The organism is Paraburkholderia megapolitana (assembly GCF_007556815.1).
Taxonomy (GTDB): Bacteria; Pseudomonadota; Gammaproteobacteria; order Burkholderiales; family Burkholderiaceae; genus Paraburkholderia; species Paraburkholderia megapolitana.
Genome location: NZ_CP041745.1, coordinates 4,233,408 through 4,249,076 on the forward strand (window position 1 = coordinate 4,233,408; position 15,669 = coordinate 4,249,076).

Sequence of the window (15,669 nt, forward strand, 5' to 3'; positions counted from 1 at the left end):
GGAGCACGAAGTGAAGCCAAGCATAGCATGCAACCCCACGGCAAATTCGAAAAGCGCGTTGCGTCAGGCGCTGCTCGAAACGCGTCGCGAAGCGGCTCGCGAGCCGGCGCACAACCGTGCGTTGAGCCGTCGGGTGCTCGATGCGCTAAAGCGTTACGAGCCGGCATGCGTTGGTTTTTACTGGCCGCTCGAGGGCGAGTTCGACGCACGCAGCGCGATCGCAATCTGGCTCGCCACCGCAGATACGCGCGAAGCAAGTCTGCCGGTCGTCGCCGAACGCGGCGCGCCGCTCGAATTCCACGCGTGGGCTCCCGACACACCGATGCGCACCGGTCACCATCGCATCCCCGAACCGGCCTCCGCGCGCGTCGTGTTGCCCGACCTGCTATTCGTGCCGTGCGTCGGTTTCGATGCGCACGGCTATCGGCTCGGCTACGGCGGCGGTTACTACGACCGCACGCTTGCCGCGTGGCCCGGCGCGCGCAAGCCCGTGACAATCGGTATCGCGTACGAGGCGTGCCGCATCGACACGCTGCAACGCGAAGCACACGACATTCCGCTCGATGCGATCGTCACCGACGCAGGCGTCTATCCCGCCGACGCCGGTTAAATGCAATGACTGTAGTGAGTGCGCCGAGGCCGCGCACGTTGCACGACGCGCGGCAAGGTAAGGTGAGGTGAGGCGAAGCGATGAAGAACCCCCGCCGCCCGCCAGACTAGTCCCAGATCAGACAGCTATAGCGAAGCAGCCGCCCGCGCAGCGGTGTCGTACAGACCGGAGGCGTTGCGCATCAACTGTGCAGCCTCGCCGATCTGCTCATTGGTCAAACCGCTTTCCTTGAGCGTGGCGATCAGACAGCTTTCGCGCACCTCGCGATATTTCGCGCACAGGTCGCGCCCGGTTGCCGTCGCCGAAAAGAACACTTCCTTGCCGATCTTTTCGCTTTCCACATAGCCCCTCGCGACCAGCTTCTTGAGTGCGTAAGTTGCCACGTGGGTGTCTTCGATGTTCAGCACGAAGCAGATATCGGCCAGCTTCTTGCGGCGCTCGCGATGGCTCACGTGATGCAGCAGCGAGACCTCGATGGCGGTCATGTCCTTCTCTCCCGCCGCCGACATGCAACGCACCATCCAGCGGTTGAACGCATTGCTCGCCATGATGAGCCCGTACTCCAGCTCGGAGAGTTCCGCGCTCGTTTCAGAAACGAGATGTTCCGAGGAGACGATGTTGGTCGGTTGTCGCGCCATGACAGTCGCTTTCAATACGCATAAAGGGGAGTGACCGGAGTGTACGACGACTGCAGGCCGATGTGAGCCTGGCAAAAACGCTTATTGATAAATCGTAGATAATTTATTGATAATGTACGCTATGCAACACGAATGCAGGCTGCCGTCGGATGATGGCAGGCAATCCAGCACCCAACACCACCTGAATGCGCATGAGCCAGCCCCGCATTTTCCCGTTCGGCGATACCGCTCTCGTCTGCGAAGCGCCGCCGCCCGCCACGCTCGATTGCCAGCGGCGCGTCTGGGCGGCCGCCCAGGCCGCGCGCGACTGGCCGCATGTGCTGGAAGTGGTGCCGGGCATGAACAACCTGACCATCGTCTTCGATCCGCTCGAAACCGCTAGCGAAGAGCTGGCCGAGCGGCTGCGAGCCGCATGGGACGCGGCCGGCAACTCCGCTGCCGCCGGTCGCGCGGTCGAAGTGCCGGTTCAGTACGGCGGCGAGTTCGGCCCCGATCTGGCGGTGGTCGCCAGTCACACTGGCCTGTCGACGCGGGAAGTCGTGGAGCGGCACGCGGGCGGGGACTACACCGTGTTCTTCCTCGGTTTCCAGCCTGGTTTCGCCTATATGGGCGGCCTGCACGAATCGCTGCACACGCCGCGCCGCGCGGAGCCACGGCTCGAGGTGCCGGCCGGCTCGGTGGGTATCGGCGGGGCGCAGACGGGGCTTTATCCGGCGGTGTCGCCGGGCGGCTGGCAACTGATCGGGCGTACCGATGTGCCGCTCTTCGATCCGGCACGTACGCCGCCCACCCTGCTCCAGCCCGGCGACCAGGTGCGCTTCACGATTGCGGGGATACACGAATGATCGACGTAATCCGCGCGGGCGTACTCACCACGGTCCAGGACCTGGGGCGCCACGGCTACCGGCATCTTGGTATTGCAATGGGCGGCGCGCAGGACCGTCTCTCACTTGAGGTCGGCAATCGTCTCGTCGGCAACCGGCCGGACGCGGCCGGCCTGGAAATCACCTTCGGGCCCGTCGTGCTGCGCTTTCCGCGCGCGACGCGCATCGCCATTACCGGGGCGGACTTTAGCGCGACGCTCGACGGCAAGCCGGTCTATCCGTGGTGGAGCCTGCCGGTCCAGGCCGGGCAGGCACTGAGCTTGCAAGTGGCGAAGCATGGTATGCGCGGTTACGTATCGATTGCGGGCGGCATCGATGTGCTGCCGATGCTCGGCTCGCGCAGTACCGATCTCGCGGCGGGGTTCGGTGGTCTCGGGGGCCGTGCGCTGCGCGACGGCGACCGTCTGCCGGTCGGCGTGCCGTCGGCGCGCAACGGTTCCGGGTTCGAGCCCGACGCGCCTGGGTTCGGCGTGAAAGCGCCCGCCTGGTGCAAGTTCGCGCTCGCCGACGAACCGCTGCGACGCGGCCGGCATCTGGCGGGACAGGCACTGGCGGTAGCGGTCCGTGTGCTGCGTGGCCCTGAGTACGACAGCTTCACCGCGGACGCCCAGCACGCTGTCTGGTCGGATGAATGGCGCGTGACGCCGAACAGCAACCGCATGGGCTACCGGCTGTCCGGTAGCGAACTGAAGCGCACGCGCAATGCCGACCTGCTGTCGCACGCGGTATTGCCCGGCACGATCCAGGTGCCGCCGAACGGCCAGCCGATCGTCCTGATGAGCGACGCGCAGACCACCGGCGGTTATCCGAGAATCGGCGCGGTGATTCGCGCCGATTTATGGAAACTCGCGCAGGCGAAACTGAACGGCAGCGTGCGCTTCGTCGAGACGACACCCGACGACGCACGCCGCGCACTACTCGACGAACGCACGTATCTGCGGCAGATCGACGCGGCAATCGCCATGCACGAGGAACGCTACCTGCGTCGGACAGCATCCGCGGCGCTACAGGAACTCTAGAGGACGTTATGGAAATCGATCTCAACGCCGATCTCGGCGAAGGCTGTGGCTCCGACGAAGCACTGCTCGACCTCGTCAGCTCGGCCAACATCGCGTGCGGCTGGCACGCGGGCGATGCCAACGCGATGCGCGATTGCGTGCGGTGGGCCGTCGAGAAAGGCGTGTCGATCGGTGCGCATCCGAGTTTCAACGATCCTGAAAACTTCGGCCGCAAGGAAATGCAGCTGCCGGCCAGCGAGATCTACGCCGGCGTGCTGTATCAACTGGGCGCGCTATCGGCGATTGCCCAGGCCGAAGGCGGCCGCATCGCGCACGTCAAACCGCACGGCGCGCTCTACAACCAGGCGGCACGCGACCCGAAAATCGCCGATGCGATCGTATCGGCGGTGCACGATTTCGATCCGTCGATGGCGGTGTTCGCGCTCGCCGACAGCGGGCTCGTTGCGGCCGCGCGCGACGCCGGGCTGACCGCGATCGAAGAAGTATTCGCCGACCGCGGCTATCAGGCCGACGGTTCGCTCGTGCCGCGCAAGGAGCCCGGTGCGCTGCTCGACGACGAAGAACTCGTGCTCGCACGCACGCTGTCGATGATCCGCGAGCATCGCGTGCAGGCAATCAACGGACAGTGGATCGCGCTGAACGCGCAGACGATCTGCCTGCACGGCGACGGCCCGCACGCGCTGGCTTTCGCGCGGCGGATTCGCGCGGCACTCGACGAAGCCGGTATCGATGTGCAGGCGGCTGCGACGGTTCGGGGCTGAGCGCACCCACCGCATTCACCGCACCCAACGCACCAACCGTATTAACGAGAGAAGCAGTACCCATGCGGCCGCCAAGAGCCGCAGCATGCAAAAAAGGCGCACGGCACGTCCGTGCACTGGCCCGGGTCGGCTGCGCTAGACAGCCACCCGGCAAACACCCGTTTGGAGATCGGAATGCAGACAACAGTCAATTTATGGCCGCTTATCGGCGTGGCCGTCATCATCGTTGGGTTTGTACTGCGCTTTAACCCGATGCTGATCGTCGCGGTCGCATCGATTGTCACGGCGCTCGCCGCACACTTCCCGCCGGACCGGATCCTTGCCGCCATCGGCAGCGGTTTCATCAAGACGCGCAACATCCCGCTCATACTTTTTCTGCCGCTCGCGGTCATCGGGCTGCTCGAGCGGCACGGCCTGCGCGAGCGCGCGCAGGCCTGGATCGGCGGTATCAAGGCGGCTACCGCCGGGCGCCTGCTGATCGTCTATCTGCTCGTGCGCGAGCTGACGGCGGCGGTCGGCCTGACCGGCCTCGGCGGCCATCCGCAGATGGTGCGTCCGCTCGTTGCACCGATGGCCGAAGGCGCCACCGAAACCCGCTTCGGCAAGCTCAGCGATGCGGTGCGCTACCGGCTGCGCGCCTACGCCGCAGCCACCGACAACGTCGGGCTGTTCTTCGGCGAAGACATCTTCGTGGCGTTCGGCGCGATCGTGCTGATGGTCACGTTCCTGAAAGAGCTCGGCATCGTCGTCGAGCCGCTGCACGTCGCGGTGTGGGGTATCCCGACGGCCATCTGCGCGTTCCTGATTCATGGCTTCCGGTTGATGCTGCTCGATCGCAGGCTCGAGCGCGAACTGCGCGGCAATAACGGCGTGACGAACGTAGCAAACGCTTCGACGACGCAATCGGCCACGGGAGACCGCACATGACGATCACCATCAACTATCTGTTCTGGCTGCTCGGCATCGTGTTGCTGGTGGTCGGTGGGATGATCGTCAGCGATCGCGACCACCCGCGCCGCTTCACGGCCGGCGGTTTCTGGATTCTGTACGCGCTGATCTTCCTGGTCGGCGACCGCCTGCCCGCCGAGGTAGTTGGCGTGCTGGTGATTGCAATGGCGTTGATCGCCGGTTTCGGCGGCGTAACCGCGGCCAAACCGAAGGTGCTATCCGGCGAAGCGCGCGAGGCCAGCGCGAAACGTCTCGGCAACCGGCTCTTCATCCCCGCGCTGACCATTCCGGTTGTCACGGTCATCATCACGCTCGGCGCAAGCCACTTCGTGTTCGGCGGCGTGCCGCTCGTCGAGCTGAAGAGCGTCACGCTGATCGGCTTCGGCATCGGCTGTGTGATTACGCTCGGCATCGCGTGCGTGATCACACGCGACACGGTCGGCCAGTCGATGAAGGAAACGCGCCGGCTCGTCGATGCGCTGTCGTGGGCCGCAGTGCTGCCGCAGATGCTCGGCATGCTCGGCCTCGTGTTCTCGGACGCGGGTGTCGGCAAGGCGGTCGCGCACGTGACGACCGCCTACATCAGCCTCGACTACCGGCTCGTCGCCGTGGCGGTGTACTGCATCGGGATGGCGCTCTTCACGATGGTGATGGGCAACGGCTTCGCGGCGTTTCCTGTGATGACGGGCGGTGTCGGCGTACCGATCCTCGTCAACGTGTTTCACGGCAATCCGGCGGTGATGGTCGCGATCGGCATGTTCTCCGGCTACTGCGGCACGCTGATGACGCCGATGGCCGCGAACTTCAACATGGTGCCCGCCGCGCTGCTCGAACTGCCGGACAAGAACGCGGTCATCAAGGTGCAGATACCGACTGCGTTGAGTCTGCTGGTCGTGAATATCTTCCTGCTTAACTTCCTGATGTTCCGCTGAGTTCCGTTTATATCGCGGTGTGCTCAGTAGGGATCGACGATAAACCCGTGCTGCCGCAACAGCTGCAGCACGCCCTTCGGCCCACCCAGATGCAATGCGCCGATCGCCACGAACACCGGCTTGTTCGATCCGGCGATCAGCAGCATCCGCGCGACGAAGCGTCGATTGCGCTCGTACACGATCTTGTTGTCGATCGACGCAGCCACGCGCGGATCGTGTGCGAGCTTTTCCGACTTCGCGGTTTCCCACGCGGCGATCGCATCCGCGTCGCCGACCCGCCATAGACGCAGCAACGCTTCCACATCCGCGACGTTTTGCGCCGGTGTCTGCGCGAGGTCCTGCGCGAGCATTTCGCGCTGCTGGGCAAGCGAAAGCCCGGTGAACGCGCGCATCTGTTCCGACAATGTCTCGAGCCCGACGATCTTGCCCTTCGAGCGCAGATAGATGTTTTGCAGTTGCGCCTCGGTACCGTATTCGGTCTGCAGGCCGGCGCTCAGCGAATCGTAGGTTTCGACGAGCAGCGATGCGAGCCACGGCCGCATCTTCTTGATCTCGTCGAGCGCGTCCGGATTGCCGCGCAGTCGCGCTTCGAGCTTGCGCCACAGCGGCTCGGGCAGCAGTCGCGGCAGGCACGGCCGCGAACAGACACCGTAGCGCGACACGTCGTCCTGCGACACGAGCAGGTCGTCCGGCGAGAGTTCGAGCGCGAGTGTCGGCGATGCGGCAAGCGCGCCGAGAATCGGCCGGCGGAACGGTTGATTCGGCGGATAGTCGGCGGGGTCGCCGACGTGCAGCGTGCCGAGCAGATAGATGGTGGTCGTGCCGCGCGTGGCGACATAGAACGGCATGCGGGCGGGCTGGGTGCGCACCCGGCCGCTGGTTGTCGTACCGGCACCCGGCGGTGGCGGATTGAAACCGGGCAGCGTTGCGCGCGGCGGTGTGGGAGGCGCCGGCAACGCGGTGCGTCCGCTTTGTCCCGGCGTATTGGCCGACGCACCGGCTGCATACGCGGAGGCAATCAGAAAACCGGAGAAATACAGGTGTGGCGCGAATGTCGCGTAACCGCAGCTCAACGCAACTGCAAACGCCAGCGCGAGCGTCGCCCGGCGCCGCGTGAAAACGGCGCGGCGGCCGCCCTCACGCAGGCGGCGCGCAGGACGACGCGCCGCCGACGCTTCAGGCATCCGCCTCCCCCACCTCCTCGGCACGGTGACACGACACCTGGCGCCCATCCACTTCGCGCAGCTTCGGTTCTTCGCTGCGGCAGCGGTCAATCGCATACGGGCACCGCTGATGGAACGTGCAACCCGACGGCGGATTGAGCGGCGACGGCATTTCGCCTTGCAGCTTGATCTTGATGCTGCGGTCCGCCTCGAAGATCGACGGCGTGGCCGACATCAGTGCCCGCGTGTACGGATGCCGCGGATGCGCAAAGATCCGCTGCTTGTCACCGAGCTCCGCCACGCCGCCGAAGTACATCACCATCACATCGTCGGCGATGTGTTCGACCACCGACAGGTTGTGCGAGATGAACACGTAGCTGGTCTTGAACTGCTCCTGCAGATCCATGAACAGATTGAGAATCTGCGCCTGGATCGACACGTCGAGCGCGGACACGGGTTCGTCGGCGACGACGATCTGTGGATCGAGGATCATCGCCCGCGCTATCGCGACACGCTGGCGCTGACCGCCCGAAAACATGTGCGGATAGCGCTTCGCGTGTTCCGGGCGCAGGCCGACGGTGCGCATCATCTGCGCGATCCGCTCGGCGCGCTCGGACGGGCTTGCCGGCGTATTGATCGCGAGCGGTTCTCCGAGTGTCTGCTCGACGGTCTTGCGCGGATTCAGCGATGCAAACGGATTCTGGAACACCATCTGCACGCGCCGGCGCAGCGCCGCAACCTTCGCGCGATCGGCACCGGCCACGTCTTCGCCGTCCACGAGCAGGCGGCCTGAAGTGGGCGGCTCGATCATCGTCAGTTGCCGCGCGAGCGTCGATTTGCCGCAGCCGGACTCGCCGACTACGGCCAGCGTCTTGCCGCGTTCGAGTGCAAACGACACGCCGTTCAGCGCCTTCACCGTGCCGCTGCTGAACATGCTGCGGCGCACGTCGTAGTGCTTCGCCAGTTGCTCGGCGACGAGTACGGGGCCGCCGGGATGCGCGTCACGGCGCGCTTCGGGTACTGCATTCATCGTGCGCCTCCGTGTCGAATTGCATCGGTGGTGAGGTTGAGCGGTTTGATACAGCGGACGAGCATCGCATCGCTGTGGTCGGGTAGCGGCGCGAGCGCCGGTCTCGCCTTCATGCAGTCGTCGACAACGTACTTGCAGCGCGGCGCAAACAGGCAACCGCGCGGCCGGTCGTCGCGCCCTGGCACCATGCCTGGCAGCGCGGCAAGCCGCACGGCCCCTACATTGTGCTCGGGAATTGCCGCGAGCAGCGCCTCCGTGTACGGATGATGCGGCGCGGCGAAGATATCGGGCACGCGGTTCGTCTCGATGACCTCGCCGGCATACATGACCGCGACACGCTGCGCGACTTCGGAAACGACCGCAAGATCGTGCGAAATCAGCACGAGCGCCATGCCGCGCTCCTTCTGCAACTTGACGAGCAGCTCCATGATCTGCGCCTGGATCGTCACGTCGAGTGCGGTGGTCGGCTCGTCGGCGATCAGCAGCTTCGGGTTGCACGCCACCGCCATCGCGATCATGACGCGCTGGTTCATGCCCCCCGACATCTGGTGCGGAAACGAACCGATGCGGTTCTTCGCATCGGGAATGCCGACCTGGTCGAGCAGTTCGAGCGCTCGGCGGTTCAACGTGTCGCCGCGCAGTCCTTCGTGCAGCTTCAGCACTTCCTTGATCTGGTAGCCAACGGTGTAGCTCGGGTTCAGGCTCGTCAGTGCGTCCTGGAACACCATCGCGACGTCCTTGCCGATGATCTTGCGGCGCTCTCGCGCCGAGGCGTTCAGCAGATCCTTGCCGTCGAACGTGACTTCATCGGCGCTGACCTTGCCGGGCGCGTCGATCAGGCCCATTAGCGCCATCATCGTGACGCTCTTGCCGGAGCCCGATTCGCCGACGACGCCGACTACTTCGCCGGGTGCGACGTCGAGGTTGAGGCGATCGACGGCGGGCAGGCCGTTGAAATTCACAGCCAGGTTGCGGATGGTCAGTAAGTTGCTCATCTCATGCCATCCGTTTCAGTTTGGGATCGAGTGCATCGCGCAGCCCGTCGCCGAGCAGGTTGATTGCGAGCACTGAGATCAGGATGGAGAGACCCGGCATCGTGACGATCCACCACGCGCTGTCGATGTAGTCGCGCGCGGACGCCAGCATCGCGCCCCACTCCGCCGATGGCGGTTGCACTCCCAGCCCAAGAAAGCCAAGCGCGGCTGCATCGAGAATCGCCGACGAGAAACCCAGCGTGGCCTGCACGATCAACGGTGCGGTGCAGTTCGGCAGCACTTGCGAGAACATCAGCCGCAGCGTGCCCGCTCCGGCGACGCGCGATGCCGTCACATACTCCTTCTGCAATTCGCCAAGCGCCGACGCGCGCGTGAGACGCACATAGCCGGGCAGCGCGACGATTGCGATCGCGAGCATCGTGTTGACGAGCCCCGGTCCGATGATCGCGACCACCGCGACCGCGAGCAGCAACGACGGCAGCGCGAGCAGCACGTCCATGATGCGCATGATCGGCGTATCGGCCCAGCGCTGGAAGAACGCGGCGATCAAACCGAGCACGATGCCCGGAATCAACGCCAGCACCACAGAAACAAAGCCGATCCAGAACGACAGACGCGCCCCGTACATCAGGCGCGAGAGGATGTCGCGACCCGCTTCGTCGGTGCCGAGGATGAACTTCCAGTTACCGCCGTCGAGCCACGCAGGCGGAATCTTCACGAAATCGCGGTACTGCTCGATCGGGCTATGCGGTGAAATGAGCGGTGCGAAGATCGCGACGAAGATCAGCACCAGCACGATCAGACCCGCACCGACGGCGCCGCGGTTGCGCGAGAAATTCGCCCAGAATTCGCGGACGGCCAGCGCTCGACCGCTGGGGGGAGTAACTGCCTGGGGGATTGTATTTTGTAGGTCGGCCATATCTGTTTTCTACCTCGTATGGCGAATGCGTGGGTTTAACACGCCGTACAGCAAATCGACGACGAGGTTCACGACGATCACAAGCGTCGCGATCATCAGGATGCCGCCCTGCACGACCGGATAGTCGCGCCGGCCAATCGCATCGATCAGCCATTTACCGATACCGGGCCACGAGAACAGCGTTTCCGTCAGCACCGCACCGGCGAGCAACGTGCCGACCTGCAGGCCGATCACGGTCACGACCGGAATCAGCGCGTTACGCAGCGCATGGACGACGATCACGCGCACCGGCGACAACCCCTTCGCGCGCGCAGTACGGATGTAGTCTTCGCGCAGCACTTCGAGCATCGACGAGCGCGTCATGCGGGCGACCACGGCGAGCGGAATCGTGCCGAGCACGATTGCCGGCAGGATCAGATGGCTCAGCGCCGACTTGAACGAACCTTCGTCGGGTGCGAGCAGCGCATCGATCAGCATGAAGCCGGTAACGTGCGGAATGTCGTACTCGACTGCGATGCGCCCGGACACCGGCGTCCAGCCAAGCTTCGACGAGAAGAACATGATGAGGATCAAACCCCACCAGAAGATCGGCATCGAGTAGCCGGTCAACGCCGTGCCCATCACGCCGTGATCGACGACCGTACCGCGTCGCAACGCTGCGAACACGCCGGCCGGCAATCCGACGATCAACGCAAACAGCATCGCGCAGATGGACAGTTCGATCGTGGCGGGAAAGCGCGCGAGGAATTCGTCCATCACACTGGTATTCGTGATGATCGAGGTACCGAGGTTGCCGCGCAGCGCATGGCCCACATAGTGGATGTACTGCATCGGCAGGGGCTCATCGAGCCCGAGGCGGTGCATCGCGTCGGCGTGCATCGCGGGATCGACTCCACGCTCGCCCATCATCACTTCGATGGGATCGCCCGGAATCAGGTGAATCAGCGCAAACGCCAGGATCGTAATACCGATGAAGGTCGGTATCACCATCCCGATGCGGCGCAAAACAAAGCGGAACATGATTCGTCCCTATGGTCTTGATGAACGGAAAACACAACCGGCGACGAGGGCTTGTGACCCCGGTCGCCGGACCATTTCGACCAGTTTTCTAACCGTGCGAAAAGCTTAACGCGAAAGTCTTACTGCATGCCGACACCGTCGAAACGCAGGTAACCGAGCGGCTCGATGCGCATGTCGATCACCTTCTTGCTGACCGGCTGATACACCGTGGAGTGCGCGATCGGCGAGAACGGCAGTTGCTGCGCGAAGATCTGCTGCGCCTGCGTGTAGATCTTCGTGCGCTCGGCCTGATCGGGCGTCGTGCGGCCCTTCTGCACGAGGTCGTCGAATGGCTTATAGCACCACTTCGAGAAGTTGTTGCCGTTCACCGCTTCGCAACCGAGCAGCGTGCCGAGCCAGTTGTCCGGATCGCCGTTGTCGCCGGTCCAGCCAATCAGCATCGAATCGTCTTCGCCTGCGTGGGCACGCTTGATGTACTCGCCCCACTCATACGTGACGATCTTCGCGCGCACGCCGATCTTCGCCCAGTCGGCCTGGATCATCTCGGCCATCAGCTTGCCGTTCGGATTGTACGGACGTTGCACCGGCATCGCCCACAGCGTCATGTCGAAACCGTTCGCAAAACCGGCCTTCGCGAGCAACGCCTTCGCCTTGTCGGGATCGTAGGCTGCGCTCTTCAGGCTCTTGTCGTAGGACCATTGCGTCGGCGGCAGCGGATTCGTCGCTGGCTGGCCCGCGCCCTGGTACACCGACTCGATGATCGCCTTCTTGTTGATCGCCATGTCGAGCGCCTGACGCACGACGAGGTTATCGACCGGCTTGTGCGATACGTTGTAGGCCAGATAACCGAGGTTGAAGCCCGGTTGCGACGGCATCGCGATGTTCGGCTCGGCCTTCAGCGGTGCGATATCGGCCGGACGCGGATAGCTCATCACCTGGCATTCGTCGCGCTTCAACTTCTGCACGCGCACGCCGGCATCCGGCGTGATCGAGAAGATCAGCTTCGAGATCTTCACGGCGCCCGGCTTCCAGTAATCCGGATTGCCGTCGAAGCGGATCGTCGCGTCCTTCGTATAGCTGCGGAAAATGAACGGGCCCGTGCCTACCGGCTTCTGGTTGATGTCGGCGGCCTTGCCGGCCTTCAGCAGCGAATCCGCGTATTCAGCAGACAGGATCGATGCGTATTCCATCCCGAGGTTCTGGATGAACGGCGCGTTCACTTCCTTCAGCGTGAAACGGACCGTGTACGGGTCGATCTTCTCGACGCTCGTAATCAGCTTGTCGAGACCCATGTCGGTGAAGTACGGGAACGATGCCGGGTACGCCTTGCGGAACGGCTGGTTCGGATCGAGCATGCGCTGGAACGAGAACACGACGTCGTCCGCGTTGAATTCGCGGGTGGGTTTGAAGTACGCCGTGGTCTGGAATTTCACGCCATGACGCAGGTGGAACGTGTAGGTCTTGCCGTCCGGCGAGATGTCCCACGATTCGGCGAGGCCGGGTTCGACCTTGGTGCCGCCGCGCTCGAATTCGACGAGGCGGTTATAGACGGTGAATGTATTCGCCGTGAAATCGGTGCCGGTGGTGTACTGGCTCGGATCGAAACCCGCAGGGCTGCCTTCTGAGCAGTAGACGAGGGTCTTGTTCGGGATATCGGCGGCGTTCGCCAGTTGAGCGCCCGCCATCGATGCCGCTGCGGCCGCGACGAGCGTCGTGAGCCGTGCCGCGCGCAACAGTTTGTTTTGCTTCATGTTTCCTCCAGGTTTCGGCGCCGGCCAAAGCCAGCGTAGCGCGATATTACTGAGCTTTACGGGACGCCACAAGCGGACTAAATTCGCCGCGCGGCACGGCGCGAGCGCGGTGTGGCGGGTGTCTGCGGAGGTTTTGTGGGTCGGGGCGCGCGATTTTGGGATAGATAATGGCGCCTGGCCGGGCACACGCCCGGCCGTTACTCAGGTACCCAGCCGTTCGCAGATCGATTTTGTCGCGGCCGCGCCGTTCAGCGTATAGAAATGCAGCCCCGGTGCGCCTCCGTCGATCAACCGCCGACACAGGTTCGTCACCACATCGAGCCCAAACGCCTTGATCGCATCGCGATCGTCGCCGAAGCTCTCGAGCTGTCGCGCAACCCAGCGCGGCACTTCTGCACCGCACATCTCGGAGAAGCGCATCAGCTGCGAAAAATTCGTGATCGGCATGATGCCCGGCACGATCGGCACGTCGACACCGAGCTTGCGCGCATCGTCGACGAAACGGAAATAAGCATCCGGGTTATAGAAATACTGCGTGATCGCCGAGTTCGCGCCGGCCTTGACCTTGCGCGCGAAATTTTCCAGATCGTGACGCGGCGAACGCGACTGCGGGTGGTACTCGGGATAACCGGCCACTTCGATGAAGAACCAGTCGCCGAACTCGGAGCGGATGAAGCTCACCAGTTCCGACGCATAGCGCAGTTCGCCGACTTCACCCATACCTGATGGCAGGTCGCCGCGCAGCGCGACGATGTGGCGAATGCCGTGCGAGCGATACTCGTTGAGAATCGCGCGCAGGTTCTCGCGCGACGAGCCGATGCACGACAGATGCGGCGCCGCCTCGAGACCTTCCTTCGCGATATTGACGACGGTATCGAGCGTGCCTTGTTGCGTCGAGCCGCCGGCGCCGAACGTGACGGACACGAACTTCGGCTTGAGCGCCGCGAGCTGCACACACGTCAGACGCAGCTTGTCGACGCCTTCCTGCGTCTTCGGCGGGAAGAATTCAAATGACAGTTCTAGCGGATTCATGGATGTGGATGCCAGGCAAGAGAAGCGGCGCGTGTCAGATCAGCGAACGATTGCCGAAGATCAGCGCGGACAGCAGCCACGACACGATGCTGTACAGGATCGAGCCGAAGAACGCGGACCAGAAACCCGACACCTCGAAGCCCTTCAGCAGCGACGCGCACAGCCAGAAGCACAGCGCATTGACGACGAGGATGAAGAGACCGAGCGTGACGATGGTGACCGGCAGCGTCAGCAGGATCAGGATCGGCCGCAGTACCGTGTTGATCAGCCCGAGCACCACCGCGACGATCAGCGCGGTGCCGAAACTCTTGATGTGAATCGACGGCACGAGGTACGTAATGATCAGCAGCGCGAGTGCGTTGATGAGCCAGGTCAGCAGTACGGTCATGTCAAGCTCCTTGGAGGCGCGAAGTCCGGATTGAGCGAAGCGGCCGGGTACCGTGTGAGTTGCACGATACCGGCCGCCCTGTCTGCAGCGTCGTGAGACGCCCGCGGCTTGATTGCCCGCCGCGGGCGCCGGCACGATGTCGTAGCGCTATTAGTAACGATAGTGATTCGGCTTGAACGGACCGTTCTTGTCGACACCGATATAGCCAGCCTGCGTGTCGGACAGCACGGTGAGGTTCGCACCGATGCGCGCCAGATGCAGACGCGCCACCTTCTCGTCGAGCTGCTTCGGCAGTACGTACACCTTGTTCTCGTACTTGTTGCCTTCGGTGAACAGTTCGATCTGCGCGAGCGTCTGGTTCGTGAACGAATTCGACATCACGAACGACGGATGGCCCGTTGCGCAACCAAGGTTCACGAGGCGACCTTCAGCGAGCAGGATCACGCGCTTGCCGTCCGGGAAGATGATGTGGTCGACTTGCGGCTTGATGTTGTCCCACGTGTACTGGCGCGTCGACGCGATGTCGATTTCCGAATCGAAGTGACCGATGTTGCAGACGATGGCGTTGTTGCGCATCGCCTTCAGATGGTCATGGCCGATCACGTGGAAGTTACCGGTTGCCGTGACGAAGATGTCGGCCTTGTCGGCTGCATATTCCATCGTGACCACGCGGTAGCCTTCCATCGCCGCCTGCAATGCGCAGATCGGATCGATTTCCGTCACCCACACCGTCGCGCCGAGGCCACGCAGCGACTGTGCACAGCCCTTACCCACATCGCCGTAACCGGCGATGACCGCGATCTTGCCCGCGATCATCACGTCGGTCGCGCGCTTGATACCGTCGACGAGCGACTCGCGGCAGCCGTACAGGTTGTCGAACTTCGACTTCGTGACCGAATCGTTGACGTTGATGGCCGGGAACGGCAGACGCCCTTCCTTTTCCATCTGATACAGACGATGCACGCCGGTCGTCGTTTCTTCGGTAACGCCCTTGATGTGCGCGAGACGCGTCGAGTACCACGTCGGATCGGCTTCGAGGTGGCTCGCGATCGACTTGTACAGCGCGACTTCTTCTTCGTTGGTCGGCTTGGCGATCACCGAGCGGTCCTTCTCGGCCTTCGAACCCAGGATGAGCAGCAACGTGGCGTCGCCGCCGTCGTCGAGGATCATGTTGGCGAATTCGCCGTTCGGCCATTCGAAGATGCGGTGCGAGAACTCCCAGTATTCGTCGAGCGATTCGCCCTTGTACGCGAACACCGGTGTGCCGCTCTTCGCGATGGCGGCAGCGGCGTGGTCCTGGGTCGAGAAGATGTTGCACGACGCCCAGCGGACATCGGCGCCGAGCGCTTTCAGCGTCTCGATCAGCACACCGGTCTGGATCGTCATGTGCAGCGAGCCGGCTACACGTGCGCCCTTCAGCGGCTGCTGGGTCTTGTACTCTTCGCGGGTCTGCACGAGGCCCGGCATTTCCGTTTCGGCGATGTTGAGTTCCTTGCGGCCCCAGTCGGCTAGCGACAGGTCTGCAACGGCGAAATCTTGAGTACTTGCGGAATCGTAGACTGCGGCGTTCATCACGCCC

The 15,669-nt window shown here is 63.6% G+C and carries 16 protein-coding genes; 6 read left to right on the plus strand and 10 right to left on the minus strand.

The window, feature by feature from the left end:
- Window positions 1-10: 10 nt before the first annotated feature.
- Window positions 11-610, plus strand: coding sequence for a 5-formyltetrahydrofolate cyclo-ligase (locus FNZ07_RS32320; protein ID WP_245811687.1), 600 nt, complete (start codon window positions 11-13; stop codon window positions 608-610).
- Window positions 611-735: 125 nt separating this feature from the next.
- Here FNZ07_RS32320 and FNZ07_RS32325 read toward each other — a convergent pair whose 3' ends face one another.
- The gene (locus tag FNZ07_RS32325; protein WP_091017382.1) at window positions 736-1,248 is read right to left on the minus strand and encodes a winged helix DNA-binding protein; all 513 of its coding nucleotides are present in this window, start codon (window positions 1,246-1,248) and stop codon (window positions 736-738) included.
- A gap of 191 nt (window positions 1,249-1,439) precedes the next feature.
- On the opposite strand from FNZ07_RS32325, the gene pxpB reads away from it, so the two are divergent.
- The 5 genes from pxpB (at window position 1,440) to FNZ07_RS32350 (ending at window position 5,792) form a co-directional block, all read left to right on the plus strand.
- On the plus strand, window positions 1,440-2,093 hold the full coding sequence (gene pxpB, locus FNZ07_RS32330) for a 5-oxoprolinase subunit PxpB (protein ID WP_091017617.1): 654 nt from the start codon (window positions 1,440-1,442) through the stop codon (window positions 2,091-2,093).
- Complete coding sequence (locus tag FNZ07_RS32335; protein WP_091017380.1) at window positions 2,090-3,151, plus strand: 5-oxoprolinase subunit C family protein; 1,062 nt, start codon at window positions 2,090-2,092, stop codon at window positions 3,149-3,151. The genes pxpB and FNZ07_RS32335 overlap by 4 nt, the downstream gene beginning before the upstream one ends.
- A gap of 8 nt (window positions 3,152-3,159) precedes the next feature.
- On the plus strand, window positions 3,160-3,912 hold the full coding sequence (pxpA, locus tag FNZ07_RS32340) for a 5-oxoprolinase subunit PxpA (RefSeq protein ID WP_091017377.1): 753 nt from the start codon (window positions 3,160-3,162) through the stop codon (window positions 3,910-3,912).
- Window positions 3,913-4,086: 174 nt separating this feature from the next.
- Entirely contained in the window at window positions 4,087-4,839 is a 753-nt protein-coding gene (locus FNZ07_RS32345; protein ID WP_091017374.1) for a DUF969 domain-containing protein, read from the plus strand.
- Window positions 4,836-5,792, plus strand: coding sequence for a DUF979 domain-containing protein (locus FNZ07_RS32350; RefSeq protein ID WP_091017371.1), 957 nt, complete (start codon window positions 4,836-4,838; stop codon window positions 5,790-5,792). The genes FNZ07_RS32345 and FNZ07_RS32350 overlap by 4 nt, the downstream gene beginning before the upstream one ends.
- A gap of 23 nt (window positions 5,793-5,815) precedes the next feature.
- On the opposite strand, the gene FNZ07_RS32355 is transcribed toward FNZ07_RS32350, so the two are convergent.
- The 9 genes from FNZ07_RS32355 to ahcY form a co-directional block, all read right to left on the minus strand.
- Window positions 5,816-6,976 (minus strand): TraB/GumN family protein, encoded by a 1,161-nt coding sequence (locus tag FNZ07_RS32355; RefSeq protein ID WP_091017369.1) that lies wholly within the window; start codon window positions 6,974-6,976, stop codon window positions 5,816-5,818.
- Window positions 6,969-7,985, minus strand: coding sequence for a peptide ABC transporter ATP-binding protein (locus FNZ07_RS32360; RefSeq protein ID WP_091017367.1), 1,017 nt, complete (start codon window positions 7,983-7,985; stop codon window positions 6,969-6,971). Before FNZ07_RS32360 ends, FNZ07_RS32355 begins: the two co-directional genes overlap by 8 nt.
- The gene (locus tag FNZ07_RS32365; RefSeq protein ID WP_091017365.1) at window positions 7,982-8,980 is read right to left on the minus strand and encodes an ABC transporter ATP-binding protein; all 999 of its coding nucleotides are present in this window, start codon (window positions 8,978-8,980) and stop codon (window positions 7,982-7,984) included. Before FNZ07_RS32365 ends, FNZ07_RS32360 begins: the two co-directional genes overlap by 4 nt.
- A gap of 1 nt (window position 8,981) precedes the next feature.
- Window positions 8,982-9,899, minus strand: a complete 918-nt coding sequence (locus FNZ07_RS32370; protein ID WP_091017363.1) for an ABC transporter permease subunit — start codon at window positions 9,897-9,899, stop codon at window positions 8,982-8,984.
- 9 nt (window positions 9,900-9,908) lie between these two features.
- The gene (locus tag FNZ07_RS32375; protein WP_091017360.1) at window positions 9,909-10,919 is read right to left on the minus strand and encodes an ABC transporter permease subunit; all 1,011 of its coding nucleotides are present in this window, start codon (window positions 10,917-10,919) and stop codon (window positions 9,909-9,911) included.
- Between the two features lie 119 nt (window positions 10,920-11,038).
- Window positions 11,039-12,670, minus strand: a complete 1,632-nt coding sequence (locus FNZ07_RS32380) for an ABC transporter substrate-binding protein (RefSeq protein WP_091017358.1) — start codon at window positions 12,668-12,670, stop codon at window positions 11,039-11,041.
- Window positions 12,671-12,871: 201 nt separating this feature from the next.
- Entirely contained in the window at window positions 12,872-13,702 is an 831-nt protein-coding gene (gene metF, locus FNZ07_RS32385; protein WP_091017356.1) for a methylenetetrahydrofolate reductase [NAD(P)H], read from the minus strand.
- Between the two features lie 34 nt (window positions 13,703-13,736).
- Window positions 13,737-14,090 carry a phage holin family protein gene (locus FNZ07_RS32390; RefSeq protein WP_091017354.1) on the minus strand — a complete coding sequence of 118 codons (354 nt, stop codon included), beginning with the start codon at window positions 14,088-14,090 and terminating at the stop codon, window positions 13,737-13,739.
- Window positions 14,091-14,240: 150 nt separating this feature from the next.
- Window positions 14,241-15,662 (minus strand): adenosylhomocysteinase, encoded by a 1,422-nt coding sequence (gene ahcY / locus FNZ07_RS32395; protein ID WP_091017352.1) that lies wholly within the window; start codon window positions 15,660-15,662, stop codon window positions 14,241-14,243.
- Window positions 15,663-15,669: the final 7 nt, after the last annotated feature.

Bases quoted from the DNA above. Each gene is read 5' to 3' on its own strand.
- FNZ07_RS32325 (WP_091017382.1), bottom strand. From the start codon at position 1,248: ATGGCGCGACAACCGACCAACATCGTCTCCTCGGAACATCTCGTTTCT.
- pxpB (WP_091017617.1), top strand. From the start codon at position 1,440: ATGAGCCAGCCCCGCATTTTCCCGTTCGGCGATACCGCTCTCGTCTGC.
- FNZ07_RS32335 (WP_091017380.1), top strand. From the start codon at position 2,090: ATGATCGACGTAATCCGCGCGGGCGTACTCACCACGGTCCAGGACCTG.
- pxpA (WP_091017377.1), top strand. From the start codon at position 3,160: ATGGAAATCGATCTCAACGCCGATCTCGGCGAAGGCTGTGGCTCCGAC.
- FNZ07_RS32345 (WP_091017374.1), top strand. From the start codon at position 4,087: ATGCAGACAACAGTCAATTTATGGCCGCTTATCGGCGTGGCCGTCATC.
- FNZ07_RS32350 (WP_091017371.1), top strand. From the start codon at position 4,836: ATGACGATCACCATCAACTATCTGTTCTGGCTGCTCGGCATCGTGTTG.
- FNZ07_RS32355 (WP_091017369.1), bottom strand. From the start codon at position 6,976: ATGCCTGAAGCGTCGGCGGCGCGTCGTCCTGCGCGCCGCCTGCGTGAG.
- FNZ07_RS32360 (WP_091017367.1), bottom strand. From the start codon at position 7,985: ATGAATGCAGTACCCGAAGCGCGCCGTGACGCGCATCCCGGCGGCCCC.
- FNZ07_RS32365 (WP_091017365.1), bottom strand. From the start codon at position 8,980: ATGAGCAACTTACTGACCATCCGCAACCTGGCTGTGAATTTCAACGGC.
- FNZ07_RS32370 (WP_091017363.1), bottom strand. From the start codon at position 9,899: ATGGCCGACCTACAAAATACAATCCCCCAGGCAGTTACTCCCCCCAGC.
- FNZ07_RS32375 (WP_091017360.1), bottom strand. From the start codon at position 10,919: ATGTTCCGCTTTGTTTTGCGCCGCATCGGGATGGTGATACCGACCTTC.
- FNZ07_RS32380 (WP_091017358.1), bottom strand. From the start codon at position 12,670: ATGAAGCAAAACAAACTGTTGCGCGCGGCACGGCTCACGACGCTCGTC.
- metF (WP_091017356.1), bottom strand. From the start codon at position 13,702: ATGAATCCGCTAGAACTGTCATTTGAATTCTTCCCGCCGAAGACGCAG.
- FNZ07_RS32390 (WP_091017354.1), bottom strand. From the start codon at position 14,090: ATGACCGTACTGCTGACCTGGCTCATCAACGCACTCGCGCTGCTGATC.
- ahcY (WP_091017352.1), bottom strand. From the start codon at position 15,662: ATGAACGCCGCAGTCTACGATTCCGCAAGTACTCAAGATTTCGCCGTT.